At 40.0% G+C, this 24,779-nt stretch carries 23 protein-coding genes; 8 read left to right on the top strand and 15 right to left on the bottom strand.

What is annotated here, in order from left to right; genetic code table 11:
• Positions 1-149: 149 nt before the first annotated feature.
• The 7 genes from H5159_RS13840 to pspF form a co-directional block, all read right to left on the bottom strand.
• Positions 150-620 carry a VOC family protein gene (locus tag H5159_RS13840; RefSeq protein ID WP_182780466.1) on the bottom strand — a complete coding sequence of 157 codons (471 nt, stop codon included), beginning with the start codon at positions 618-620 and terminating at the stop codon, positions 150-152.
• 88 nt (positions 621-708) lie between these two features.
• Complete coding sequence (locus tag H5159_RS13835) at positions 709-1,470, bottom strand: ATP-binding cassette domain-containing protein (RefSeq protein WP_182780465.1); 762 nt, start codon at positions 1,468-1,470, stop codon at positions 709-711.
• Entirely contained in the window at positions 1,470-2,462 is a 993-nt protein-coding gene (locus tag H5159_RS13830) for an oligopeptide/dipeptide ABC transporter ATP-binding protein (RefSeq protein ID WP_002958338.1), read from the bottom strand. Before H5159_RS13830 ends, H5159_RS13835 begins: the two co-directional genes overlap by 1 nt.
• Entirely contained in the window at positions 2,463-3,356 is an 894-nt protein-coding gene (locus tag H5159_RS13825; RefSeq protein ID WP_002958337.1) for an ABC transporter permease subunit, read from the bottom strand.
• The gene (locus H5159_RS13820; RefSeq protein ID WP_002958336.1) at positions 3,343-4,377 is read right to left on the bottom strand and encodes an ABC transporter permease subunit; all 1,035 of its coding nucleotides are present in this window, start codon (positions 4,375-4,377) and stop codon (positions 3,343-3,345) included. The genes H5159_RS13825 and H5159_RS13820 overlap by 14 nt, the downstream gene beginning before the upstream one ends.
• Entirely contained in the window at positions 4,377-5,984 is a 1,608-nt protein-coding gene (locus H5159_RS13815) for an ABC transporter substrate-binding protein (RefSeq protein ID WP_182780464.1), read from the bottom strand. The genes H5159_RS13820 and H5159_RS13815 overlap by 1 nt, the downstream gene beginning before the upstream one ends.
• 15 nt (positions 5,985-5,999) lie before the next feature.
• Positions 6,000-7,064 carry a phage shock protein operon transcriptional activator gene (pspF, locus tag H5159_RS13810; RefSeq protein ID WP_138488751.1) on the bottom strand — a complete coding sequence of 355 codons (1,065 nt, stop codon included), beginning with the start codon at positions 7,062-7,064 and terminating at the stop codon, positions 6,000-6,002.
• Between the two features lie 186 nt (positions 7,065-7,250).
• Between pspF and pspA the strand changes: the two genes are divergently transcribed.
• From pspA to H5159_RS13770, 8 genes are all read left to right on the top strand, one after another.
• A complete protein-coding gene (gene pspA / locus H5159_RS13805) occupies positions 7,251-7,910 on the top strand; it encodes a phage shock protein PspA (protein WP_007376832.1) in 660 nt (219 codons plus the stop codon).
• 72 nt (positions 7,911-7,982) lie between these two features.
• Positions 7,983-8,216 carry an envelope stress response membrane protein PspB gene (gene pspB, locus H5159_RS13800; RefSeq protein WP_024596504.1) on the top strand — a complete coding sequence of 78 codons (234 nt, stop codon included), beginning with the start codon at positions 7,983-7,985 and terminating at the stop codon, positions 8,214-8,216.
• Positions 8,213-8,614, top strand: a complete 402-nt coding sequence (gene pspC, locus H5159_RS13795; RefSeq protein WP_024596503.1) for an envelope stress response membrane protein PspC — start codon at positions 8,213-8,215, stop codon at positions 8,612-8,614. Before pspB ends, pspC begins: the two co-directional genes overlap by 4 nt.
• A gap of 63 nt (positions 8,615-8,677) precedes the next feature.
• The gene (locus H5159_RS13790; protein ID WP_182780463.1) at positions 8,678-10,096 is read left to right on the top strand and encodes a YcjX family protein; all 1,419 of its coding nucleotides are present in this window, start codon (positions 8,678-8,680) and stop codon (positions 10,094-10,096) included.
• Complete coding sequence (locus H5159_RS13785; protein ID WP_182780462.1) at positions 10,093-11,118, top strand: TIGR01620 family protein; 1,026 nt, start codon at positions 10,093-10,095, stop codon at positions 11,116-11,118. Before H5159_RS13790 ends, H5159_RS13785 begins: the two co-directional genes overlap by 4 nt.
• Positions 11,119-11,627: 509 nt before the next feature.
• Entirely contained in the window at positions 11,628-12,809 is a 1,182-nt protein-coding gene (megL, locus tag H5159_RS13780; protein WP_182780461.1) for a methionine gamma-lyase, read from the top strand.
• A gap of 237 nt (positions 12,810-13,046) precedes the next feature.
• A complete protein-coding gene (phhA, locus tag H5159_RS13775) occupies positions 13,047-13,844 on the top strand; it encodes a phenylalanine 4-monooxygenase (RefSeq protein ID WP_002958327.1) in 798 nt (265 codons plus the stop codon).
• A 37-nt stretch (positions 13,845-13,881) separates the two neighbouring features.
• Positions 13,882-14,226, top strand: coding sequence for a 4a-hydroxytetrahydrobiopterin dehydratase (locus H5159_RS13770; RefSeq protein ID WP_002958326.1), 345 nt, complete (start codon positions 13,882-13,884; stop codon positions 14,224-14,226).
• 61 nt (positions 14,227-14,287) lie between these two features.
• Here H5159_RS13770 and H5159_RS13765 read toward each other — a convergent pair whose 3' ends face one another.
• From H5159_RS13765 to map, 8 genes are all read right to left on the bottom strand, one after another.
• Positions 14,288-14,725 (bottom strand): hypothetical protein, encoded by a 438-nt coding sequence (locus H5159_RS13765; RefSeq protein WP_138682913.1) that lies wholly within the window; start codon positions 14,723-14,725, stop codon positions 14,288-14,290.
• 8 nt (positions 14,726-14,733) lie between these two features.
• Positions 14,734-17,094, bottom strand: a complete 2,361-nt coding sequence (locus H5159_RS13760; protein WP_182780460.1) for a hypothetical protein — start codon at positions 17,092-17,094, stop codon at positions 14,734-14,736.
• Positions 17,094-17,774 (bottom strand): ABC transporter ATP-binding protein, encoded by a 681-nt coding sequence (locus H5159_RS13755; RefSeq protein WP_182682336.1) that lies wholly within the window; start codon positions 17,772-17,774, stop codon positions 17,094-17,096. The genes H5159_RS13760 and H5159_RS13755 overlap by 1 nt, the downstream gene beginning before the upstream one ends.
• A 13-nt stretch (positions 17,775-17,787) precedes the next feature.
• Positions 17,788-19,026 carry an efflux RND transporter periplasmic adaptor subunit gene (locus tag H5159_RS13750; RefSeq protein ID WP_182716211.1) on the bottom strand — a complete coding sequence of 413 codons (1,239 nt, stop codon included), beginning with the start codon at positions 19,024-19,026 and terminating at the stop codon, positions 17,788-17,790.
• A 410-nt stretch (positions 19,027-19,436) separates the two neighbouring features.
• Entirely contained in the window at positions 19,437-20,288 is an 852-nt protein-coding gene (locus H5159_RS13745; RefSeq protein WP_182780459.1) for a DUF2971 domain-containing protein, read from the bottom strand.
• Between the two features lie 157 nt (positions 20,289-20,445).
• Complete coding sequence (dapD, locus tag H5159_RS13740) at positions 20,446-21,273, bottom strand: 2,3,4,5-tetrahydropyridine-2,6-dicarboxylate N-succinyltransferase (RefSeq protein ID WP_002958324.1); 828 nt, start codon at positions 21,271-21,273, stop codon at positions 20,446-20,448.
• 9 nt (positions 21,274-21,282) lie between these two features.
• Positions 21,283-23,901 (bottom strand): [protein-PII] uridylyltransferase, encoded by a 2,619-nt coding sequence (gene glnD / locus H5159_RS13735; RefSeq protein WP_002958323.1) that lies wholly within the window; start codon positions 23,899-23,901, stop codon positions 21,283-21,285.
• Positions 23,902-23,931: 30 nt separating this feature from the next.
• Positions 23,932-24,717 carry a type I methionyl aminopeptidase gene (gene map / locus H5159_RS13730; protein ID WP_002958322.1) on the bottom strand — a complete coding sequence of 262 codons (786 nt, stop codon included), beginning with the start codon at positions 24,715-24,717 and terminating at the stop codon, positions 23,932-23,934.
• Positions 24,718-24,779: the final 62 nt, after the last annotated feature.

Below are 24,779 nucleotides of genomic sequence, written 5' to 3'. Positions count from 1 at the left end.
CCAAGCGCACAGGGCGTGCATCTGTGAAAGTGTTATGGCAAGGATGGCTTAAGTTACAAGCCATCCTGGAAGGCTACGATTTAGCAAAATCTCTTGAGTCAGACTTGTGATCAAGAGACAGCTTTTAAAGCGCCTTTCTTTATTGTCTTTTAATTACCTCTGGCAATAAACTCAATCCGATTGCCGCTAGGCTCTCTTATCATCATATGTTGGGTTGGGCCGCTACCTAAGTTTTCGGGTGCAAACTCTATAATAATATTATTTTGCATTTTTAAGTGTTCATGTAGCTCGCTTAACTTTTTGATACTTTCAACATTGAGTGCTAAATGGTGTAAGCCCACATTTTCTGCTCGATTAAACTCCACACGTTTCGCATCGCTTTTCACGCGCCATAATGTAATGGTTATTTTATTGTTTGATAAAAAATAAGCAGGATAGGCTGGGTCATTCCCTAGCGTTTTAAAGCCAAGTACATCAGTAAAAAATGCTTTGGATGCATCTAAGTTTGATACGGTTAAACCTAAATGATCAACGCCACCAACCCAATTTGTATCAGCAATAGCTGAGGCTGATAGAAGGAGTAATGGGGAAAGGCTAAGTAGTAACTTTTGTTTAAGCATGAGATCTCTTGTTAATTAAATACAATTAACAAGAAGACCTAGTTAAATACGGTTACCTTACAAAAAAGTTAGGTATTTATAATCTGCTTTAGCAGCTTAATAAACGCTGCGTTACTTTTGATTGAGGGTTTTGAAAAACATCTTCAGTAGGACCGTATTCAACCACTTCGCCTTTATCAAGAACAACTACAAAATCACTAATGTGGCGTACTAAACTTAAATGATGAGTGATCATCACATACGTAAGGCCTGTATCGCGCTGCAGCTTAAGTAACAAGTTTACTATTTGCGCTCGTATAGAGGGATCTAAAGACGAAACAGCTTCATCAAGTAAAATCACCTTAGGATCTAAAATTAATGCACGAGAAAACGCTACACGCTGTAACTGCCCCACGCTAAACATATGCGGGTAGTAGTGTTTATGATCGATTAACAAACCCACCTTAGAAAGCGTTGCATCAATCTTTTCAGTGCGTTCACTAGCATCAAGCTCAGTATTATATTGCAGGCAATCATCAAGCATTTCGCCAATGGTTAAGCCCGGGTTGAGCGATGCAGCTGAATCTTGAAAAATCATACGAATATGGCGACATTGATTATCGCGTACGCCATTATCTTCGATAATATTATTCTCGAGCAAAATTTGCCCGCTATCAGCGCTATCAGCTCCTGAAAGTAGTTTTGCCAACGTACTTTTACCTGCGCCTGTTTCGCCAATTATGGCAATGGTTTCACCTTTACCTACGCAAAATGAAATGTTTTTAAGGACTTCAAACTTTTTACGTGAAAAAAGCCCAGCTCGTACATTAAAGGTTTTACAAAGCGCTTGTACTTTTAACAGTGGCTGCATTACTTCATGTCCTTAATTAACGGAAAGTGACACGCATAACTATGCCCATGATGTTTAGTCAGGGCTGGTGTAACCACGCAGGCTTTTTGTGCTTGTGGGCAACGCGGCCCAAGGCGACAGCCAATAGGCAAATGTTGCAGGGTAGGGATAGTCCCTTTAAGTGCATAAAAAGGTTCTTTATGTGCTAATCCTTGCTCGTAGTCTGGCAAGCTTTTTAGTAATGCTTGCGTGTATGGATGGCGAGGCTGTTTAAATATTTCATGGGTTGGGCCTGCTTCAACCATTTGCCCGCAATATAAAACATGAATGCCATGCGACCAATGTGCAATCTCTTCCAGTTCATGAGAGATCATCAAGATAGACATGTTTTTAAGTTGGTTTAAGCTTTTTAGTAACCTAAATACTTGTGCGCGAGTTGTGCTCTCAAGCGCTGTAGTGGGCTCATCAGCGATTAAAAGTTTAGGCGTGCGAGCAATGGCCATCGCAATCATTACTTTTTGACATACGCCTTCAGAGAGCTCATGAGGGTAACTACTTAGTACCGCTTCGTGGTTTTTAATACCCACCTTATGAATAAGCGCCTTTACTCTGTCTTTTCTCTCTCGGTTGCGTTTTAAAAAGAAACCTTTAGTTGCGACCTCTGGGAGTGTTTCGGCAATTTGGTCAAATATTTTAGCGGTTGGGTCAAGGCAGCGACTTGGGTCTTGATAGATCATCGCTATATCTTGGCTTACTATTTTACGGCGTTTCTCTGGGCTTAAACGCATTAAGTCTACGCCGCGCCAATGAATACGGTCGGCAGTAATATCCCAGCGCTCGTTTAATACACCAATAATCGCTTTTGCTATTAAGCTTTTGCCAGAGCCAGACTCGCCCACAAGCGCATGTACTTCACCTTCTTTTAAGCTAAAGCTCACTCTGTCTACAGCTCTAATTACAGTTTCAGAGGTACGTAGTTCAATTGTTAAGTTACGAACATCGAGTAATTGCATTTAATCAGCCTTACGTGCTTTTAGCACTTGTCGCAGGCCATCGCCTACTAAATTAGTAGATAACACGGCTAAAAATAACAGTACACCAGGTAGCGCTACAGTCCACGGCGCTAAATAAATAAGGCCTAGATTTTCGGCTAATATTGCGCCCCATTCGGTCGTTGGTGGCTGAGCCCCTAATTTTAAAAATCCCAGTGCTGAAATATCTAATATCGCAGTAGAAAGCGCCATTGTGAATATAACCACAATATGCTCATAAATATTAGGGAAAATACCGCGCGATATTATATGCCAATTAGATGCGCCATCGAGTCTAAACGCAGTAATGTAATCTTTACTTAATTCATCAACAATTAGGTTGCGCACCGAGTGAATAAATTGCGGTAGTAACGCTAAAATAATTGCCCATACGGTATTCATTAAACCAGGACCGAGTATGGCGATTATTATTATGGCCAATAACAAAGAAGGAATAGAAAGTGTTATATCAAGTAAATGATTTAAAAAGCTTGAACGCAACCCTTTACTAATCCCGGCAAAAGTCCCCACTAATACACCAAACAGGGTCGTGATTAGGGCAGCTACAACAGAAAGTCCAAACGTATATGTTGCACCATTCATTAAGCGCGAGAGTACATCACGGCCTAAATCATCGGTGCCTAAAATAAAGCGTACATCGCCCATTTCTCGCCATGAGGGCGGTATGAGTAGTGCATCACTATGCTGTTGGTTTACGCCATAGGGCGCTAAAAAAGGAGCTGTGGCGGCCAATAATGCAAACGCCATAAATATCCATAAACCAACCAAAGCTGGGTGATTGTTTTTAAATTTGCGCCAAAATCGCGCAAGTGGCGATTTATTCGACTCTTCAGAAAATAAATTAAACTTTGCCATGGGCCTGATTCCGCGAGAGTGGATCGAATAAAGTGTAAGTAAGCTCAGCTGTAATAGAGGCTAAAATAACAAATAAAGACACCGCCATTAATCCGCCTTGAATTGCAGGAAAGTCGCGCTGATAAATACTATCGATTAACCATCGGCCAATACCCGGCCAAGAAAAAATAACTTCAGTAATCATCGCAAGTGTTATCAAGGTGCTAAATTGCAAACCAATTTGCTTAATTACCGGCAGTAGAGCATTACGCAGTGCATGGTGCATGATAAGTTGACGGCGGTTAAGGCCTTTTGCCCTAGCTGTTTTAATAAAGTTTTGATCCATTACCTTAAGCATAGACTCGCGAGTAAAGCGCACTAATACCGTGGTTGGATACATGGCCAATACAATAGTAGGGAGTGTTAAATGACGCAGCGCATCAACAAAGGCCATCCCTTTATATGGAAATCCAGCTAGAGCAATATCAATTAATATAAACCCTGTACTGGCGGGTATTTCGTAAAGGAGGCCCATTCTGCCCGACATAGGAAACCAGCCAAGCTTTAATGAAAAAACCATTATTAACAACAATGCGAGCCAAAACACAGGCATTGAATAACCTACCATAGTGACAGAGTTTATAAGTTTGTCGGGCCAGCGTTTATGATAGCCAGAGCCTAAAATGCCAGTAGGTACACCAATAACAACCGATACAATTAATGCATATACGCTTAGCTCTAAAGTAGCCGGTAGTAAGTCAATAATATGGCTAAACACGCTGTTACCAGAGGCAAATGAAAGCCCCCAATCGCCTTGAAATATTCTCCCTAAAAAGGCAATGTATTGCATAAAGTAATTGCTGTTGTATAAATATTTATCCTCAAGCTCACTATGCTGTGCAAAGTTACCACTTGGTATGCCACTTAAATTACTTAGCGGATCACCGGGAAATAAATACGCCAGTGAAAACGTAAATACGCTGAGCATTAGTATCATAAAAAAGAACAAACCAAGGCGACGTAAAATATAATCTAAGATCATTATTTTTTCCTCGCATTAGCAAGCGAAATAGCACCAAACGGGCCAAGTGTTATGCCTTCCACATCAGCGCTACTTGCTTGAAAGCGCAAGCCATGAGCAATTGGTAATAACGGCAACTCTTTAATAATTAAGCTTTGTGCATCTTCGTAGTATTTTTTACGTTTGTTTAAATCAGTGGTGTCTAGTGCTTTAGTAAGCAATAAATCAAATTGGGGATTACACCAGTTTGCAGGGTTTTTGCCACTAAAAGTAGCGGTGCAACTCAGCAGCGGGCTAAAAAAGTTATCAGGGTCGGGTGTATCTGCGGCCCAACCAAGTAATACACTGTCGTGCCTATGCTCGCCAATACGTTGAATAAACGTATTCCACTCATATTCTACAATACTGACGTTAACGCCTACTTTGCGTAAATCACTTTGCATAAGCTCAGCCATTTTACGTGCGTTGGGATTATAAATACGACTCACAGGCATAGCCCATATCGTCATATCAAAGCCATTAGGCAACCCTGCTTCAATAAGTAATTTTTTAGCAAGTTCTGGATCAAACGTAGGTATATCTTCTTGTGGCTCAAATGCCCAAGAGGTTGGCGGCAAAATAGATTGTGCGCGAGTACCGTTACCGTAATAAACCGCCTGCATTATTTTATCTACATCTATTGCGTGCGCAAGCGCTTGGCGTACGCGTAAGTCGTCAAACGGAGCACGCTCTGTATTAAATGCCCAATAACCTATGTTTAAGTTTGTTTCTTTTTCGACGTTTATATCATCGCGTTGCGCTAAAATGCTCAATTGTGCACTACTTGGATGAGCCGTTACATCGCACTCTTTAGTCAGCATTTTTGCTATGCGCGTAGTGCCGTTAGGGGTTATATCGTAAACCAATTGCTCAAGTGAAACGTCATGCTTCCAATAAAGTGGGTTACGGTAAAAGCGCACAAGATGATCTCGGCGGTATTCTTTATAAATATACGGGCCGGTGCCAATAGGGTACTGATCAAATAAGTTTTTTTGATTATTTTTCTTAAGTTTCATGGCGTATTCTTCTGAAAGCACCACGGCAAAGTCGGTAGCCATATTAGCTAAAAAACTACTTTCAGGATTAAACAATTCAAAACGGACTTGGTAGTCAGACACGCGCACAATTTTGCGAATAAGTTGATCAATTCCTACACTTTGAAAATACGGGTAATCGGCATCGCCCACAAAGTGATATGGATTATATACATCGAATAATCGGCTAAAGGTGAATATAACGTCGTCGGCGTTAAAGTCCCGCGATGGGGTAAAATAAGAAGTTGTATGAAACTTTACATCTTTACGCAGGGTAAAGGTAACCGATTTACCATCTTTGCTAATTTTCCAATCGGTCGCCAGCTCACTTTGAAACTCTGCCGTAACAGGGTCAATGCTAATTAAGCGGTCGTATAATTGGTTAGCAATTATATCAATAGTTGAACCGGTGGTCGTGACTTGCGGATTAAACGACACAGGGTTAGCTTCAGCGCAATAAACTAAGCCTTGGTTTTTTTCTTCTATGATTTCTTCTTTGCTATCAAGGCAACCAACTAAAGTGGTGGTAAGCAAAACAAGTAATAATTTATGCACCCGCATAACCTCTGACTATTGTTGATCCAACAAGTTGTATTTTTTAAGATAACCACGTAATTGATGATACGTTAAACCAAGTACTTCTGCAGTTTTCTTTTGATTAAATTGGCTATGTTCGAGTGCTTTATTAATCATGTTTATTTCAAAGTCGTTTGAACGCTCTTTCAAGCTGCACGGAAATTGAATATCAACGGCTGAATCATTGCTTGTTTGAGTAATCGGCGGCGCAACAACAATAGGCTCTGCATTAACCGTTTGAGCCGCTACAGGTGCTTTAATACGCGCTTTTGGTCTAAATGGGCTATCGAATGGGTCTAAAATAATCTGGTGAACGGGAATATGTTCACTACCGTGGCGATACAAACTGCGTTCAACCACATTTTTAAGTTCACGAATATTACCAGGCCAATCATAACTAAGCAGTGTTTCTGTTGCGCTTCGGGTAAAGCCGCTAAACAGTTCCCACTCTAAATCGCGCGCCATGTTCATCGCAAACTGCTCAGCAAGAAGCATAATATCGTCTTGGCGTTCGCGCAGTGGTGGTAGGGTAATTACATCAAAGGCAAGGCGATCGAGTAAATCACTTCTAAATTCACCTTGCTCGGCCAAATAAGGAAGATCTTCGTTTGTCGCACACACTAAGCGGGTATCTACTTTTACAGTTTGTTTTCCGCCAACACGTTCAAACTCACCGTATTCTATAACGCGCAGCAGTTTTTCTTGTACCATAGCTGAGGTATTAGCTAATTCGTCTAAAAACAGTGTGCCGCTGTTAGCGCGTTCAAAACGACCTTCGTGACGTTTACTTGCCCCCGTAAAAGCACCGCTTTCGTGGCCAAATAACTCACTTTCGAGTAGGTTTTCGTTAAGCGCTGCACAGTTAAGCTTTACGTAGTTTTGATCCCAGCGTTTTGATAAAAAGTGTAAGCGTGCTGCTATTAGCTCTTTACCTGTGCCGCGTTCACCAATAATAAGTACCGGTTTATCTAAATTAGCCAGTTGCGATACCTGATCTAATACAGACAGAAAGCTATCTGATTGGCCGAGTAAATTATCCTGTTGGCGATATTGGCTCATATTTCCTAACTCTTGGTCATTTTTACTAACAGTTAGTGTATTTCATAATTAGGGATAACTAAAGAAATTTGTATATTTAGTTTAACGTAATGAAAATAAAGTGTATTTTAACTTTTAAAAAGTTGGCAAGCATATTGATACTAGTTATAGCAGACTAACTAAGTTTTAATTACAGAGGTAAATGTTATGGGAATTTTTTCACGTTTTGCAGATATTGTTAATTCTAATATCAACGCCATTTTAGATAAAGCAGAAGACCCAGAAAAAATGGTTCGTCTGATTATTCAAGAAATGGAAGATACGCTTGTTGAAGTACGTTCTACATCAGCTAAAACATTGGCTGAGAAAAAAGAAATTGTACGCCGCTTAGATACACTTAAAGCACAGGTAAGTGATTGGCAAGATAAAGCCGAACTGGCTTTAAGTAAAGACCGCGACGATTTAGCGCGTTCAGCCCTACTTGAAAAGCAAAAGTCGGCAGATGCCGTTGCTTCAGTAGCGAGTGAACTTGAACATGTAGAGTCTCATATTGAGAAACTACAACAAGAAGTCACGACGCTACAAGAAAAGCTAGCAGATGCTAAATCTCGTCAAAAAGCGATTATACTTCGCCAACGTTCGGCTGAGTCGCGCCTTGAAGTGAAAAAGACACTTGATAGCTCAAAAGTAGAAGAAGCACTTAACCGCTTTGAACGTTACGAAACCAAAATTGATGGACTAGAATCTCAAATTGAGTCGTACGATTTAGGTAAAAAGACGTTAGCGGATGAAATTGCTAATCTACAAAAAAATGAAAAGATAGATGATGAGCTAGCCGAACTTAAAAAGAAGTTAGCTGATAAATAATTACATATAAAAATATATGGGGCCCTTGTGCCCCAGCTTAAAAACATCAAAACGGATTGTCAGGAGAGGATTATGTTTGATCCAGAGATATTAGTTGCACCATTTATCTTGTTTATGATTTTTGTTGCTCCGCTGTGGCTAATTTTGCACTACCGTAGCAAGAAACAAGTAAGCCAAGGTTTAAGTGAGCACGAACATCGCCAATTACTTGAGCTTGCACACAAAGCTGAAAAAATGGCTGATCGATTAGAAACACTTGAAGCATTGCTTGATCAAGAGTCACCACAATGGAGACGCAAAGTATGAGTGCCAAACGCGAATTATTAAGAGACCCACAACGCGGTAAAATAGCCGGTGTGTGTGCGGGATTAAGTGACTACTTTAATATGGAGTTATGGTTAGTTCGCATTATATTTGTTAGTGCGGTACTGCTAACGGGTGGCCCATTATTTGTGGTAGCGTATATTGCAGCCTGGTTCATTTTAGATAAAAAAGAGCCCGCAACAGCGCAAACAAAAAGCTCAACTAAAACTGATGATCCGCTAGAAGTAAAATTTAAAGTATGGCAAAAAGGCGAGCCGCCGCGCCGCGCATTGCAAGATTTAAAAGAGCGTTTAACGCGTGTAGATACTCGCCTTCAAGATATGGAGCGCCATGTAACTTCAAGCGAGTTTACGGTGAGCCGTGAAATTAACAAACTTTAAAGGATTTAATAGCACCTTATTTGCAGCGTGATAAATTACGGCAAATTAGGTGCAAGACACTTTATGAGCCAATCATTTGCAAAAAAGACCTTTAAAAGCATTAAAGGCAAAGCACAAAAAGCCCTTCATCGCAGTTTAGACCAACACGTAAAGCTTGCCGTAACTGGCCTAAGTGGTAGTGGTAAAACTGCCTTTATTACCGCGCTTGTTAAACACTTAACAACCCAAGCGGACGATAAAAACTTACCTTTTTTTGATGTAATGCGCGAGCACCGCCATGTGGCCACTAAAGTTGTGCCGCAAGAGGCGTTAAAAGTCCCTACGTTTAATTACCCTCGAGCACTCAATGCTTTATTACCAAGCGATGGGATGCCTACATGGCCTGCATCTACCGAGCGTATTAATACGCTGCGCTTGGCAATAAAGTATCAAAGTAATGCAGGGCTGCGTGGGCACTTTTCGCCGCAATCAACGCTTTATTTAGATATTATTGACTACCCGGGTGAATGGCTCCTTGATTTACCTATGCTTGAGCAAAGCTATTCTCAATGGTGCGAGCAGCAATATCCGTTATTAACTCAGCCTTCGCGCGTAAACACATCAAGTGACTTTTTAGTAGCCGTTGATCAACTTGACTTAAACGCCCCCGTTGATGAAAACGCACTTGCCCATATTGCTCAGCTTTATCAAAGCATGTTAGTCGGGCTTAAAAAAGACACCAAACTTGCCATGTTACAACCTGGGCGCATGCTAATGCCTGGCGACCTACAAGGCGCGCCATTGTTATTGTTTTTTCCGGTATCGGGTGAAATAAACAGTGACGATGTCGTTGCGGGTTCTAATTTAGCGCATTTAATTAAGCGTTTTAACGCCTATATAAAAGAAGTTGTAAAACCATTTTATAATGAGCATTTTAGGCACTTCGATCGCCAAATCGTACTTGTAGATGTACTTAGTGCGTTAAACGAAGGGCACGAAACACTCCAAGAGCAAAGCAGTGTAATAAACCAATTACTCGCACACTTTAATTACGGTGAGTCGGGCTTTTTTAAACGTTTATTTAAGCCCAACATAGACAAAATATTATTTGCAGCTAATAAATCAGATCACATAAGTGCAAAACACCATAAAGATTTAGCACTACTACTTGATTCGCTCGTGCATGAGCAAAGTAATCATTTAAAGTTTGATGGTGTAAAAATAGAAACCATGGCTATGTCGTCAATCACAGCAACGCAGCCGCGCCAGATTACCGACAAAGGCCAAACGCTTGACTGTATTTATGGTAAACCGCTAAACGAGCCAGATTGGCTTACGTATTTACCGCCGCAACCTCCCTCGCGGATGCTTAATAAAAATGAGTGGCCAGCACAGGGATTTGAGTTTTTATCGTTCTCTCCAATGCCGAGCCCCGATAAACAACTAAAACATATTCGATTAGATCATGTCATGCAGTACCTGCTAGGAGACAAATTAACATGAGTGAGTCAAACCAAACATTTCAAGCAGGGCGTCGTATAGATACGCAAAGCATTGAGCAAAACGAACCCGTTTTAGCACCTGCAAAAATTATTCAGCACGGGCAAAGTGATTACGAAGAACTTGAAGATGAAGCACTAGAGCCAGAAATAGATCTAGAGCCTGTATATAAAAAGTCAAAGTGGCAAACACTTAAAGGTGTTTTTGCTATTAGTTTTATAGTACTGGTGCTTTTAGAGTTTGCGTACTCGTTAGTATTTGCTTTCGAGCAGTCAATTATTTTAGGCAGTGTTTATTTAACCGCGGTTGTAAGTGGCGTACTGCTAATAGGGCGCTTATTGTGGCGAGAGTACCGAATGCTGCGCAGTTTAAAGCGTAACCAGCTGCACCGAGTTGAAGCCGACAGGCTTTTAAACAGCGAGCAAGTAGGCGGTGCATTACCTTGGCTCGAAAAGCTTAATAAACATCAGGAGCTTGATAACTTTGAAACCTTTAAAAACCAAGTAGCGATGCATCACAGCGACAAAGAAATAATGACGCTGTACGCCAACAGTTTATTAATAACCCAAGACACCAAAGCTAAAAAGCTTATAAATCGTTTTGCGACTGAATCTGCACTGCTAGTTGCCCTAAGCCCGCTTGCGCTGGTGGATATGATGGCTGTGCTTTGGCGTGGTACTAAGTTAATTGAACAAATTGGTAAAATTTACGGCATTGGTTTTGGCTACGCGAGCCGTATAAAGTTATACCGCATGTTGATAAAACAAGTAATGTTTGTTGGCAGTGCAGAGCTTGTATCTGACCTTGCTGCAACTGCACTAAGTGCTGAGCTTTTAGGTAAGCTTTCGGGACGAGCTGCGCAAGGGGTCAGCGCCGGTATTTTTACAGCGCGTATTGGTTACAAAGCAATGGAGCTTAGTCGCCCATTACCACGGCTTGAAAACAAACGCAGCTTACTAAAAGGCACTGTGCAAAGCATCGCAGGTAAAATTATGAGCCGTAAAAAGACGGAGTCAACGCAGTAAAATACGAGGGCGTGTTTATCTTTGATGGTTGAATTTGCAGCATTCTGTTTGGTATTCAGGCAAGGCAGAGCCTATGTAGTGTGGTTATTCCCCATAAATAGGTGATAACGTAGCATTAATGCCAAACAGGCGCTGCCCAAAGGGTTCTTCCTAGGGGCTATTTACTCTTTGTGCCTACATGGATGTAGGTAAGGGGCGTGAGCAGGACGCGGAAGCTTTGCTCGGTTTTACTTATTCTTACATGGATGTAAGCCAGTAGGGTAACGCAGGAGCAGTTACCGAGCCCACTAGGTTACAAACCTCGCGCCGCGATTTAATCTTCCTTGGATTGAACAAATTTCAATCCGCAAAGGTCAACACGCCCTGGTGGCAATATTTGTGTACAAACGTGCGCTGCACGGTTTTTACACAAATAGCCATCTGAGCATCCGGCATGCTTGCTGTTTGTAAGCGCATACGTTTTGATTGTTGAATCGCAAAAACATAATAATCAAAAAAATGAGCCTACAATGAGCAAGCATCATATAAACACCCAGTGTATTCACGGACCACAAAAAGCAAACGACCCGCACGGCGCACTTACTTCTCCTTTGTATCAAACCTCGACCTTTCATTTTGAAAATGCCGCACAAGGTGCTGCGCGTTTTGCAGGCGACGAACCTGGCTATATTTATACGCGTTTAGGAAACCCCACAACCACGGAGCTTGAACAAAAAGTTGCTCAACTAGAGAGTTGTGAAGCAGCAGCTGCAACCGCAACAGGTATGGGGGCTGTATCTGCCTCAGTACTGAGCTTTTTATCGCAAGGAGATCATCTTGTTGCCTCAAGTGCTTTATATGGTTGTACCTTTGCGTTTTTCTCGCATATGTTGCCGCGCTGGGGAATCGAAGTCACTTTTGTTGATATGACCAACGAGGACGAACTACGCGCTGCCATCAAACCTAATTCAAAAATGATATTTGTAGAAACGCCAATCAACCCCACTATGGCGGTTATTGATTTGGCACTTATTGGCGCAGTTGCTAAAGAGCACAACTTAATTAGTGTGGTCGACAACACCTTTTTAACGCCGCTACTGCAATCGCCTAAAAAATACGGTATCGACATTATAATGCACAGTGCGACCAAGTACTTAAACGGCCACGGAGATGTAGTTGCCGGTATTGTATGTGGATCGTTTGAGCACATAACACACATTAAAATGACCGTACTAAAAGATATTGGTGCAACCATAAGCCCACACGATGCATGGCTAATTAATCGAGGCCTAAAAACACTCGCTATTAGAATAGAGCGCCATTGTCAAAGCGCACAAACAATAGCGCAATATCTAGAGGCTCACCCACAAGTAAGCACCGTATATTACCCGGGGCTTAAGTCGCACCCAGGTTATAAGTTTATTGGTAATCAAATGAAAGCCGCTGGTGGTGTTATTGCGTTTGAAATAAAAGGCACGCTACAAGATGGCGCACAATTTATTGATAGTATGAAACTTTGTACACTTGCAGTAAGCCTCGGCGACGCTGAAACACTGATTCAGCATCCTGCATCTATGACTCACTCGCCTTATACGCCAGAGGAACGAGCCGCCGCTGGAATAAGTGATGGGCTGATCAGACTCTCGGTTGGGCTTGAAGATGTTAACGACATTATTAGTGATTTAGACCAAGCTTTTACTGAAATTGGTTAGGTGTAATTAATTGTATACACATAAAGGCAAGCTACAGACCTTTATTTAAAGGTCTGTATTTTTAGATTGCCATAGGTGTAATTATAAATTTACGATAGTGGTGATCGTCCCAAATACTGATGTTAGTCTATCTATTAAACTTTTCTTCACTTTTGCATAGTATGGGGTCATTCGATATTCAATAGACTTGAGTATCACACTGACACCGATTTAGGGCTCACACCCAAGAAGGTACTTATGGCTAAAGCAAGTAAATACACATCCAAAACACCAGACGAAAATGGTGTTATACATTGGAGTGATGAAGAAAATAAAATTTGGTCTGAGCTTGTAGCGCGCCAACTTGCATGCATTGAAGGCAAAGCCTGCAACGAGTACATGCAAGGGTTAAAAAAGATTAACCTGCCGCACGACCGTATTCCGCAGTTAAGCGAACTAAATGAAGTGTTACTAGCCACTACCGGTTGGCAAGTTGCACCAGTACCTGCGCTTATCGACTTTGATGAGTTTTTTAGATTACTGGCAAACAAGCAGTTTCCGGTAGCTACATTTATTCGTAGCCGCGAAGAATTTGATTACCTACAAGAGCCTGATATTTTTCATGAAATATTTGGCCATTGCGCCATGCTAACTAATCCTGACTTTGCCGAGTTTACGCATAAGTACGGGCAATTAGGTTACGCAGCGCAGAAAAAGGACCGTGTATACCTTGCGCGTATATACTGGTTTACGGTTGAATTTGGTTTAATGCAAACCGAAGACGGTCTGCGTATTTACGGAGGTGGTATTTTATCAAGCCCAGGGGAGACTCAGTATGTATACTCAAATACGCCAGAAATTAGCCCAATGAACGTGCTTGATGTACTGCGTACGCCGTACCGTATTGATATTATGCAACCACAGTACTACACCATAAATTCGATTCATGATCTGTTTGATATATCGCAAATGGATATTATGACTTTGGTTGAGCGAGCTAAAGAGCTTGGTTTGCACGACCCAAAATTTCCACCAAAAGAAAAATTAGCCAGTTAAACATTAATGCTAAAAAAGCTAAAAGTAAGGATTTAGAATGTCTTCATTAAGTGCACAAAAATGCGAAGCCTGTCATGTAGATGCGCCAAAAGTATCTGACGAAGAGTTAGCACAATTAATTACTAAAATCCCAGACTGGGTACCAGAAGTACGTGACGGCATTATGCAGCTTGAGCGAGTTTATAAATTTAAAAACTTCAAACAGGCTATCGCGTTTACTAACAAAGTAGGCGACATGGCAGAAGACGAAGGCCATCACCCAGGTCTACTAACCGAGTGGGGCAAAGTAACCGTCACATGGTGGAGCCATTCAATTAAAGGCCTACACAAAAACGACTTTATTTGCGCAGCTAAAACAGACGACGTATTTAACGCGCTGTAAACTTTTTAAAGGTTTAACCTTCGCAACAAAAAGCCCGCTAAAGTTATTTAGCGGGTTTTTTTTATATACCGTTGTCACTGGCATTTATAGAAATTGAATGAACCTTTAGCTGCTTGTCTGAAAACTTACTTTTAAGCATGTCGATGGTTTTTTCTTGTTGCCTACAAGGCGGACAAGGGCCTACATCTTCATCTATTGAGGTGTAAAACAACGTATACTTTTGCTGGGTAAAATCGGGCAATGTTGTTAATAGCTGCTCTAAATTACTTTTAATTAAATCAGAATCAGGATGGCTTTGTTTATTTTTAAAAATGGATAAAATATTTGGTAAATATTTATCAGAGTAATGCATCAACTCGCCTTTGCTGTTAAATAAAAACATTTGCGGTGCGGTATTATTAATGGGCGATTTAACCATTTGGTAATGAGAGAAACTGTACTGCTCAGCGTATGTATTTCCACCATATATAAGTAGTGTAGCTAGTAGTAATTTATACATGCTTATCCTTAAGTTAAGTTATTCCACGAATTGTTAAGTGTTTTTTTAATCTCTATAGCAATAATACATATAACCGCTAACAAAATGACTAAATGCACTGTAAGTATCGTGTTTAGGTCAAAAACGGATTGTTGAAATAAAAAAGTTTGTAGTTTTTCATGTTGGGTGAAAAATAGCGCAATAATAACTATGTGGGTTATCACAAATGCAGTGAAAAATAGCTTTAAAAATAAATAGCATATTTGGTAGCTGCGAGCGCCCATAGCACGTCTTAATGCAAGCTCTGTAGATGATTTAGCAGTAAGCTGTTTAATACTGCTGTAGTTGTATAAAAACGCAGAGAGTAGAAGAATTGAGGAACACACAACGGTAATTATTAGTAATGCATTTCTAGGGGCTTGCTCATTTTTTACTAAAGATGAAAGGGGGGTAAGTGATAAATCGTTAAAGTTAACACTTAATGCTCTTACTGCCGTTTGGAGTTCACTTTCAACTTGTGTGATGGGCGCATGAGTTTTAATTATAATTGTTTCAAAACCTGTCAGGGCACTTATTACATTATATACAGTTGGCTGAACCGGTGTGTCGGCCCCTTCATTATAAATATCATTAACAACGCCAACTACTTTATGTTTTACTTTTCCAGTATCAAATTGGGCTAATAAATAAGCTTGGCTTAGTTCTGTGCCTGCAAAGTATTGATCCCATAAAGCGCTGTTAACGACAATGTTTTGGTACTGTTGCCATTGCACACTTTGCCCAGAAATAAGCTTAGCGCCAATAGTTTTAAAGTAATGCGGGCTCACTCTATGGCTTGCGGTACTGGCGCTTTTAACCGAACTGATAGCTTGTCCGGTAACGGTGTACCATGCACTAAACCCACTGCGATCTGATAGTGGCGGGGCAGAGCTAAGTGATACTTCTTCAATAATGGGCAGTGAATTTAATTGCTGAATTAATTGTTGAGCAGAGTTATTTGCATTAAAGGCCTCGCTAGGTGATTGTGGAAAACTAAAGCTGGCAATTAGAATATTATCTGCATTAAAACCCATACTTTTATTATTTAAATTAATCTGGCTGTAAATAACCAAACTACTAATGTAAACACTTGTAATAGCAAGGCTAGTAAGTAACGAAAGCAATGAGAACACTTGTACTTTTTCGCTTGTTGTTGCACTTTGGCCGCGTCCAATACTGCTGTGTACCCACCTTCGCTGAAAATAACTAAGCGCCGATAAAAAAGTAATAATAACTATGTAAAATACCGCCAGCGTAAATAATGAAAAAGAGCTGCTTAGCTTATTCAGGCTTGGTAATAAAATTGCGCTAATGCGGTCGCTCAGTGGATACAAAACGCACATTACAATAATAAGTAGTAGGCTTGTGAGTGCAATATCAATAATTTGCTGCACAAAAATGTGTGTGTTATTGGCTCCACATAGTTTGCGTATAGTTTCTTCTTGTTGCTTTTTAATTGACTCTGCACAGTAAAATGCACAAAAGGCAATAAAGCTAAATGAGAGTAAAATATAATAAAGTAACTGCAATAAGTTTAGGCGCTTTATTATTTTATTAAAGTGAGTAGGGCTAACGCCAATACCATCACTAAACTTAAGTTCGGTGTTATCAAATATAAACATTTCGTTTTGTAAGTGCTTATTTATAAAGCTTAAAAAGAGTGTTTTATTTTTAACGTTTCCTAAAATATACGTAAATGTATCTGGGGTCAGGCTACTTTCTTGAGGCAAAATGCGCTTGAGTTGCGAGTAAGAAATAAGGAGTTTAGGTTCATAGGCACGTTTAAAGCTTTTAAACTCTTTTGGCATTACAGCAACAATGTTTATGCTTTTATTATTAACAACAAGCTGTTTGCCAATAATATCAGTGACACCTTTAAAATGAGTATGCCAAAACGAATAGCTAATGGCGGCACTTAGTGCGCTGCCTTGTTTTGGGAAATCTAGCTTCTCAAAGCTGCCTAAAGCAGGAATGATACCTAATTGTTTATAACCCCCCGATATAAAGCTTACCTTAACAGGCTCGCTATCATGATTAACCGAAAGCTTTAATGATAAATCAATAGAGCGTTCAAAAACGCCGACTAAATCTTGGTGCAATAAGGTTATTTCATCAAAAATGTACTCATCAACGGGTAAGTCATTTTGAGTGTCACTTAAGTAAACTTGTTTAATGTTGTGGATGTTATTTATTGCCGTGTGATCGGCTGATAAAAACTGACTATGAATATTATTTATATTTAAAATTAAACACAAAGGAATACTCAGCAACAAACAGCTAAGCCATAATTTAGTATTTTGCTTAGCATATTTTAGCCAGTTTAAGGTCAGATCAGCAATTAAGTTCAGCATCAAAAACCTTGCGCACTAAGCTGTCCGTCTTGAATATACAAACGCGTTTTTGCTGTTTTAGCATGGTTTTCATCATGTGTTATTAAGCAAATTGTTTTGCCATCGTCGTTTAGCTTATTGAGTAACTGATATATTTGTTCGCTATTACTCGAATCTAAATTACCCGTTGGCTCATCGGCTAAAATAATAGAAGGCTCATTTATTAATGCTCTAGCAATAGCAACTCTTTGTTGTTGCCCGCCTGACAATTGGCTTGGCTTTCTATCAATAAATTCAAGCATATTTACTTTATTAAGCGCAGCTTCTACTTTTTTTTGGTAATCCTTCCTAGGCACCGATTTGTTGTAACTGAGTGGCAAAGCCACGTTATCAAATACGCTTAAATGATTTAATAAATTAAAGTTTTGAAATATAAAACCAAGTTCTCTGTTTTTAATGGCTGCAATAGAATCGGGTGTTAAGTCTGCTGTGTTAGTGCCTAAAATAGTGTATTGCCCTTGGCTAGGTAAGTTTAGTAAACCTAAAATAGAAAGTAGGGTACTTTTACCACTGCCAGAAGTACCAGTTATTGCAATGTAGTCACCACTGTTTATTTTAAAACTTACAGCTTTGAGGGTATCAATTTTGGTATTAGGGTATTGATAAAAAATATTATTAAACTCTATTAACGGATAACTCATAACTGACACCTCATTAAAATACTTCTTTCAAATCAAGGTAACTTTGAGTGGCATAAGCTGCTGGTAGTAATAAAACATAGTTACCTTGTAGCGACTCATCAAAGCTTAAAGTGTCTTGCTCAGTCGTTTTGTAATTTATATGAGTAAGAATAGCTTTGCTGGAGGGCGTTATTTCATATACTTTCCACAGACTGTAGTTATCAAAATCATTCGGTTTTTTAATGTTTTGAGCTACTAAAGATTGCTCCAAATAAATATGAGCTTCTATTGCTTGGCTGCTTCTAAGCCATGATGGAGGGGAAGCGTCTAATACTAAAAATACATTAATAGCGCCATTTCTTATTACCGTATCAATATAATCAACCTTAGCTGCAATTGTGCCACTGGGTGTAACTATGTCTGCTTTTTGGCCAATTTTTAACTGAGTGGATGAATACTGAGGGACTTGTATTTTAGCCAGTAAGTTGTCGGTCTCTATTAACTCAAACAGCGATTGCCCTTGAGTAACCGCTTGACCTAATTTAGCTAAGTTTTGGCTTACGGTACCGTCAAAGTTTGCTGTGAGTGTTAGTTGCTCTTGACGCCTTTGTAAATAGCTAAGTTTGTTTTTTGAGATGTTTACTTTGTTATCAAGCGCAATTAATTGCTGATCAAATGCCTCTTTAAATAGACTAAGTTCACCATTTTTGGCATTAACTTCAAGTTCACTTTGCTTGTAAAGCATTTCGCTTTGCTTAAAGCGAATTGCAGAAATAATACCTTGTTCCATTAAGACTTTATTAGCATTTAATTCAAGCGCTTGCTGCTGCAATGCCATTTTAGCTTTTGATAAGTCGACTTTAATTTGCGAGAGCTTAATTGCTAAATTACTTTTATCAATAGCTACTTGGGATTCTAAATTAAGCTGCTCATAACTCGCATTATGTATATCTTGTTCCAATTCGTAGTTAGTTAGCTTTGCTAATACTTGGCCTTTTTTTATAGCTTGCCCTTCACGAATTGTAAGTGTGTTGATATTGCCTTTTAGCGGCGCAGACAAAAGCTCTCTTTGTGTAGGCTCTATTGTACCAATCCCTTTTAATACATTGGGTAATGATACTTGAGAGACTAATATTGGCTTTAAATAACGTTCAGGAATATCATTTGAGAAAAGTAGTATCTTAATTAAATAACCCAAAGCCAATAACAACAATAAAGCCGCAATAGCGATAGGGTATCTACTTTTTTGTTTAACGATTAAATACTCTTCCATTAGTACAACCTACTTGTGCTTTTGTTATTTTAAAATGTGGTAAACGCTGTTTTAGTTAGGATTTTTATTTTCCTTAAGTAAAGGGTGTAAGGGTAAGCTAGCTGAGTAATATTTTTTAGCTGGCAGTTAATGGTTTGATTTATCACCAACTCCGTTCCCAAAACACATTCAGTTATATCACCACTAAGTTAACTATGTAAATTTTATTTTAATGGAATTTAGTGGAAGAAAGGTTTGATTATCTTGTTTGTTGATGAAGCAGGGCAAGGTAATTACTACGTTGCTACATAAAAGCACTTTTTTTATAAGTGATCTTAGGTTTAGGGGGGTATTGCTAACAATGAGCAGTAGCTCGGGATTAATTTTATCGACGTAGGAAGGGTTGAGTGAAACGAAACCCAACCCAACGGTTATCTGAAAGTTGCCTTTGAACTTAAAACTTTAGGCTTATATGGGTTAGTATCAACTCCTGACTCGTAGAGTTTTTTATTAAAAAATAAATTGTCTAACATATCATTAAAGACTGGGTCTTCAGTTGTAAATTTACAACATGGTCCGAGTATAACTGTATCAATTATATTTATTGGAAAGCTTACTCCAAGAAAACTTTTAATAATATTATTGGAATTGATGAACTTTACATTTTGAGGTGGTGGTAGTTTTTCAATGAAAGAAACTAATCTAACTTCATCTTCATCTTTAAAAGCCTGATTTTTACCAGTAGTTATAAACCCGATAAAGCTATAAAGAAAGTTACTTCTAGCCTCAGATTCAAATTTATCACTATCAAAAGTTGAGGCTAATTTTAATAAGTTTTGTGCTTCTGTGTTTAACTCTTCTTGTTTGTAAACGCAATTCCCAGCAATGCGGTAAGTGCTATTTAGGCAGTGTCGTAATGCTGATAAATTGACACTAAAACATATTCCTGTACCGTTATCTGCATATCCTCGCCACTGGCTTAAAGCATCCGGGTTTTTACTAAAGCTCATTATATGTATATAGTAATTTTCAATGTGCTTTTTAAAAGTTCTTATGTTTTTAATGGCATTATCAAACTCATCATTTGAAATGCTTAACTTTTTTATTAGCTCTATTTTTTGTTTTTCTAAACCCAAAAGAAGATTTATATTGTGTTCTATCTCTGTATAGTCATTCATTGCTCTTGCGTCGCCAAACCGAAAGGTTCTGCTATTCACAATAGAGATAAAAGCATCCAAAGATGTGTAGTGATAGACTAGCTCGTTACTTTCTTCAGTATCCATATGATCAACTCTCCATTTAATAATAGAAAACGTTCAGATAACAAAAAAAGCTCTAGACCCAAAGGGCTTAGAGCTTTTCTATATACAATTAAAGTTTAGCTAAAACACTTAACTTAAAAGTATCGTTGGGTTTCGTTTCCCTCAACCCAACCGACTGTTACTCATCAATTGAGCGTAGTAGGGCGTTGATGCCTACTTTTTCACGTGTTTGTTTGTCTACTTTTTTAACGATGATTGCAGCGTAAAGGCTGTGGGTGCCATCTTTTGACGGTAGTGCGCCTGGAACAACTACTGCCCCTGCTGGTACGCGGCCGTAGTGAATTTCGCCGGTTTCGCGGTCATAAATACGAGTGCTTTGGCTGATGTAAACGCCCATTGAAATTACTGCGCCTTCTTCAACAATTACGCCTTCAACAATTTCAGAACGTGCGCCAATAAAGCAGTTGTCTTCAATGATAGTTGGATTAGCTTGTAGAGGCTCTAAAACGCCGCCTATGCCTACGCCACCTGATAAATGTACGTTCTTACCAATTTGTGCACATGAGCCTACAGTCGCCCATGTATCAACCATGGTGCCGTCGTCAACGTATGCGCCAATATTTACGTACGATGGCATAAGTACGACGTTTTTACCTACAAAGCTGCCTTTACGTGCTACTGCGTTTGGTACTACGCGCATACCACCTTGCTGAAATTGCTCTGGCGTGTAGTCGCTAAATTTAAGTGGTACTTTGTCGTAAAACTGGTTTACGCCGTCGTTCATTGGTTGGTTGTCGCGAATACGAAACGACAGTAAAACGGCTTTTTTAAGCCACTGGTGTACAACCCATTCACCTGATATTTTTTCAGCAACGCGTGCTGCGCCGCTATCAAGCAAATCAAGTGCATCAATAATGGCTTGTTTTACGTCGCTTGATACTGTGCTTGGGCTAATGCTATCGCGGTTGTCCCATGCGTTTTCGATCATCGTTTTTAAATCTGACATGTGTGTCCTCTATTCTGTTTCGGCGTTGAATTTTTTACGTAATGCCTGATGAATTTTTGCTTGCTCTTCATCAGTCAGCGCTTGGTATTCGTTATTAGATACAACAAAGAAATCCTCTGCACGTTCACCTACCGTTGTAATACGGGCAGCGTGAATGTGTAGTAAATGCGCTTGGAAAACTTCGGCTATTTTGGTTAGTAAACCTTGTATATCGACGGCTTGAATTTCTATTAAGCTACGGTCTTTGCGTGCATGTGGGCGCAACACAATTTTAGGTTTAATATTAAAATCTTTAAAGCGTTGAGAGCGGCTCTTTTTAAAGCGAATTTTTTTACGCGGATCGCTAAGTGCTTGCTCAAGCCCGCGTTTAATTGATTGCGCTCGACCACTTGCAATAGGGTCGCCACTTACTTCAAGTATTACAAAGCTAAACAGGACGTAACCATCTTTTGTGGTCAGTACTTGCGCGTGCTGTATTTGTGCTTTTTTAGAGCCAATTACACTCACTAATCTCGCAAAAAGCGCACCAGAGTAGGGGCTGTATACAAATACTTGTGTACCCCCATGCATTGCTTTGTTAGATACAATGACACTGGGTTGGCTTAAATCGGTGCTAGTTAATAAATGCTCACTTTGCCACGATATTTGCTGTTCGCTAAAGGCGGTAAAGTAGTTGGCTTTAAAGCGACTCCAAATTAAATCAATTTTATTCTCAGGGTAACCTAAGTTGAGTAGACGTTGTTTAGCTTGGTGCTTTTTATCGCGAATTTGGTCGCGCTGATCCATTGGGTTTTCAAGCCCTAAGCGTAATGCGCGCTGCGTGTGCAAGTACAATTCACGCAGTAGGGTGTTTTTCCAATCGTTCCATAAGTTGTCGTTGGTTGCACGGATGTCGGCAACGGTTAAACAATATAAATAGTCGAGTTGGCGCTCTGTTTTAATACGTGTTGCAAAGTCTTTTATTACAGCAGGGTCGTTAATATCTTTACGCTGCGCGGTAACCGACATAAGTAAATGGTTACTTACAAGCCATGCTACTAATTTTGCATCAGAGGATGAAAAACCATGTAGTTTAGCAAAGGCTATAGCATCAACAGCGCCAAGTTCAGAGTGATCTCCCCCTCGTCCCTTAGCAATGTCGTGAAATATACCGGCTAAATAAAGTAGCTCTGGTTTGTCCATTCGAGTGACTATTTCACTACAAATAGGAAACTCGCTAATGCCAGTTTTATCAAAGTATTCGTAAATATTTTTGATTAATTTGTGAGTATGCTCATCTACGGTGTAGGCGTGAAACAAATCGAACTGCATTTGTCCAAATATATTACGCCACTGCGGTAAGTAGGCGGCAAGCATGCCGTGTTTGTGCATTAACGTAAATGCGCGGCCCATACCATTAGGGTGTTTAACTAAGCGTAAAAAAGCTTCACGACAGGCTGCATAATCTTGTAAATCCCCCAATAAACGGCGGCGTACTTGGCGGATTGTACGAATAGTGCTTGGGTAAATATGCGTTATTGCAGGGTTGTCTGCTATGTGCTCAAACAATACAAAAAGTTGGTCACGTCTAAAAAATACAGATGGATCTTTTACGCGTATTTGATGGCCCACTTGCTCAAAGTTTCTGTCGAGTACTATCACCGTTTTTTCACTACTTTCGGGCATGATACTTTGCTCAAAGTATGAAAGTAGCATTTGGTTAAGTTCGCGCACGCGGCTCATTATTCTAAATAAGCGCTTCATCATACGCTCAACAGAGGCTTTACCGTCGCTACCAAAACCTAAAATTTCGGCGGCTTGTGGTTGATGATCAAACAATAAGCGGTTTTCAGCCCGACCTGCGGCTAGATGCAGTGCAAAGCGAATATTCCATAGGTTCTCTAGGCACTCTGAAAGCTCTTGAAACTCTTCATGGGTTAAGTAGCCGTGACTTATTAACTCTTGCAGGGTTTCGGTTCTAAAGTGCTTTTTTGCGACCCAAATAATGGTTTGCAAGTCGCGCAGGCCACCGGGGTTTTCTTTAATGTTTGGCTCAAGATTATACGCGGTGCCATGGCACTTTTTGTGACGTAAGTTTTGTTCTTGAACTTTGGCAGTAAAAAACTCACCGGAGCGCCATACGGGGGTTTCTAGAATATGCGTTTTGAGTTTTTCAAACTCAATATGATTACCAAAAATAAGGCGGCTTTCGAGTAAACTGGTGGCAAAAGTAACGTCTTCACGTTTTTGCTCAATGGCTTGTTCTATCGTGCGCACGCTGTGGCCAATCTCTAAGTTGAGATCCCATAGCATGGTGACAAACTGGCCTATTTTTTCGCATATTTCTTCGCTTGGTGGTTTAGTTACAAGCAATAAAAAATCGATGTCGGAGTAGGGATGTAGCTCGCCACGTCCGTATCCGCCTACTGCTATTAGTGCTAAATCAGGTTCGCGCGCTAAGTCGTAAACATGAAAAAGCTTAATTAGTAGGCGGTCAATAAACTCAGCCCGGGCATTAATTAAATTCCCAACCGGTTGTTTAGAAAATTCGTTATGTAACCATTTATAAAAATAGCTAGAACAATCGCGATAATCACTAAGTTGCTCTGCATCGCTGAGCAACTTTTTTACTTTGTTGGGTAATGCCACGTGGGCTGGCTCCTAATTTCTTATTTATTATTAGTGTTCTATGATCCTGTCGATAGTATCATCTGATCGTAGCGTTAAAATTTCAACACCATTTTCAGTCACTAATAAAGTATGTTCCCACTGTGCAGACAAGCTGCGGTCGCGAGTTACTACAGTCCAATCATCTTTAAGTAGCTTACATTGGCGTTTACCCGCATTAACCATTGGTTCAATTGTTAAGCACATGCCCGCTTTTAAAGTTTCGCCAGTACCCGCTTTACCGTAGTGCATTACTTGTGGTTCTTCATGAAATCCTGCGCCAATACCGTGGCCGCAATATTCACGAACAATAGAGTAATTAAAACTTTCTGCATATTTTTGAATAGCAGAGCCAATATCACCTAAGCGCACACCTGGTTTTACCATTTTAATAGCAAGGTATAAGCTTTCTTGTGTTACTTCTGCAAGACGCTTAGCTTGGATGTTTGGTGTACCAACGTGGAACATTTTAGAAGTATCGCCGTGGTAGCCATCTTTAATGACAGTGACGTCAATATTTACGCTGTCGCCTTCTTTTAATGCTTTGTCATTTGGAATTCCGTGACAAATAACATGATTAACTGACGTACAAACTGATTTTGGAAAGCCATGATAATTTAACGGAGCAGGGATTGCTTGTTGCACATTAACAATATAATCATGACAAAGTGTATTTAGCTCATCGGTGGTAACACCCGGCACTACATGAGGGCCGATCATTTCAAGTACATCGGCCGCTAAGCGCCCAGCTACGCGCATTTTCTCTATTTCTTCAGGGGTCTTGATAATAGCGCTCATTGAGGCTCCAAAGTTGAGTTTCTAACATTTATCGCCGAACAAATTTTGCACGCGACGTTGAG

The organism is Pseudoalteromonas sp. SG43-1, assembly GCF_014164415.1.
Taxonomy (GTDB): domain Bacteria; phylum Pseudomonadota; class Gammaproteobacteria; order Enterobacterales; family Alteromonadaceae; genus Pseudoalteromonas; species Pseudoalteromonas distincta.
Note: the sequence above shows the minus strand (reverse complement) of the source record. Positions and strands in the feature narration are given on the sequence as shown.

Coding starts and splice junctions, on each gene's coding strand:
- H5159_RS13840 (WP_182780466.1), bottom strand. CDS start 620: ATGCTTAAACAAAAGTTACTACTTAGCCTTTCCCCATTACTCCTTCTA.
- H5159_RS13835 (WP_182780465.1), bottom strand. CDS start 1,470: ATGCAGCCACTGTTAAAAGTACAAGCGCTTTGTAAAACCTTTAATGTA.
- H5159_RS13830 (WP_002958338.1), bottom strand. CDS start 2,462: ATGCAATTACTCGATGTTCGTAACTTAACAATTGAACTACGTACCTCT.
- H5159_RS13825 (WP_002958337.1), bottom strand. CDS start 3,356: ATGGCAAAGTTTAATTTATTTTCTGAAGAGTCGAATAAATCGCCACTT.
- H5159_RS13820 (WP_002958336.1), bottom strand. CDS start 4,377: ATGATCTTAGATTATATTTTACGTCGCCTTGGTTTGTTCTTTTTTATG.
- pspF (WP_138488751.1), bottom strand. CDS start 7,064: ATGAGCCAATATCGCCAACAGGATAATTTACTCGGCCAATCAGATAGC.
- pspA (WP_007376832.1), top strand. CDS start 7,251: ATGGGAATTTTTTCACGTTTTGCAGATATTGTTAATTCTAATATCAAC.
- pspB (WP_024596504.1), top strand. CDS start 7,983: ATGTTTGATCCAGAGATATTAGTTGCACCATTTATCTTGTTTATGATT.
- pspC (WP_024596503.1), top strand. CDS start 8,213: ATGAGTGCCAAACGCGAATTATTAAGAGACCCACAACGCGGTAAAATA.
- H5159_RS13790 (WP_182780463.1), top strand. CDS start 8,678: ATGAGCCAATCATTTGCAAAAAAGACCTTTAAAAGCATTAAAGGCAAA.
- H5159_RS13785 (WP_182780462.1), top strand. CDS start 10,093: ATGAGTGAGTCAAACCAAACATTTCAAGCAGGGCGTCGTATAGATACG.
- megL (WP_182780461.1), top strand. CDS start 11,628: ATGAGCAAGCATCATATAAACACCCAGTGTATTCACGGACCACAAAAA.
- phhA (WP_002958327.1), top strand. CDS start 13,047: ATGGCTAAAGCAAGTAAATACACATCCAAAACACCAGACGAAAATGGT.
- H5159_RS13770 (WP_002958326.1), top strand. CDS start 13,882: ATGTCTTCATTAAGTGCACAAAAATGCGAAGCCTGTCATGTAGATGCG.
- H5159_RS13765 (WP_138682913.1), bottom strand. CDS start 14,725: ATGTATAAATTACTACTAGCTACACTACTTATATATGGTGGAAATACA.
- H5159_RS13760 (WP_182780460.1), bottom strand. CDS start 17,094: ATGCTGAACTTAATTGCTGATCTGACCTTAAACTGGCTAAAATATGCT.
- H5159_RS13755 (WP_182682336.1), bottom strand. CDS start 17,774: ATGAGTTATCCGTTAATAGAGTTTAATAATATTTTTTATCAATACCCT.
- H5159_RS13750 (WP_182716211.1), bottom strand. CDS start 19,026: ATGGAAGAGTATTTAATCGTTAAACAAAAAAGTAGATACCCTATCGCT.
- H5159_RS13745 (WP_182780459.1), bottom strand. CDS start 20,288: ATGGATACTGAAGAAAGTAACGAGCTAGTCTATCACTACACATCTTTG.
- dapD (WP_002958324.1), bottom strand. CDS start 21,273: ATGTCAGATTTAAAAACGATGATCGAAAACGCATGGGACAACCGCGAT.
- map (WP_002958322.1), bottom strand. CDS start 24,717: ATGAGCGCTATTATCAAGACCCCTGAAGAAATAGAGAAAATGCGCGTA.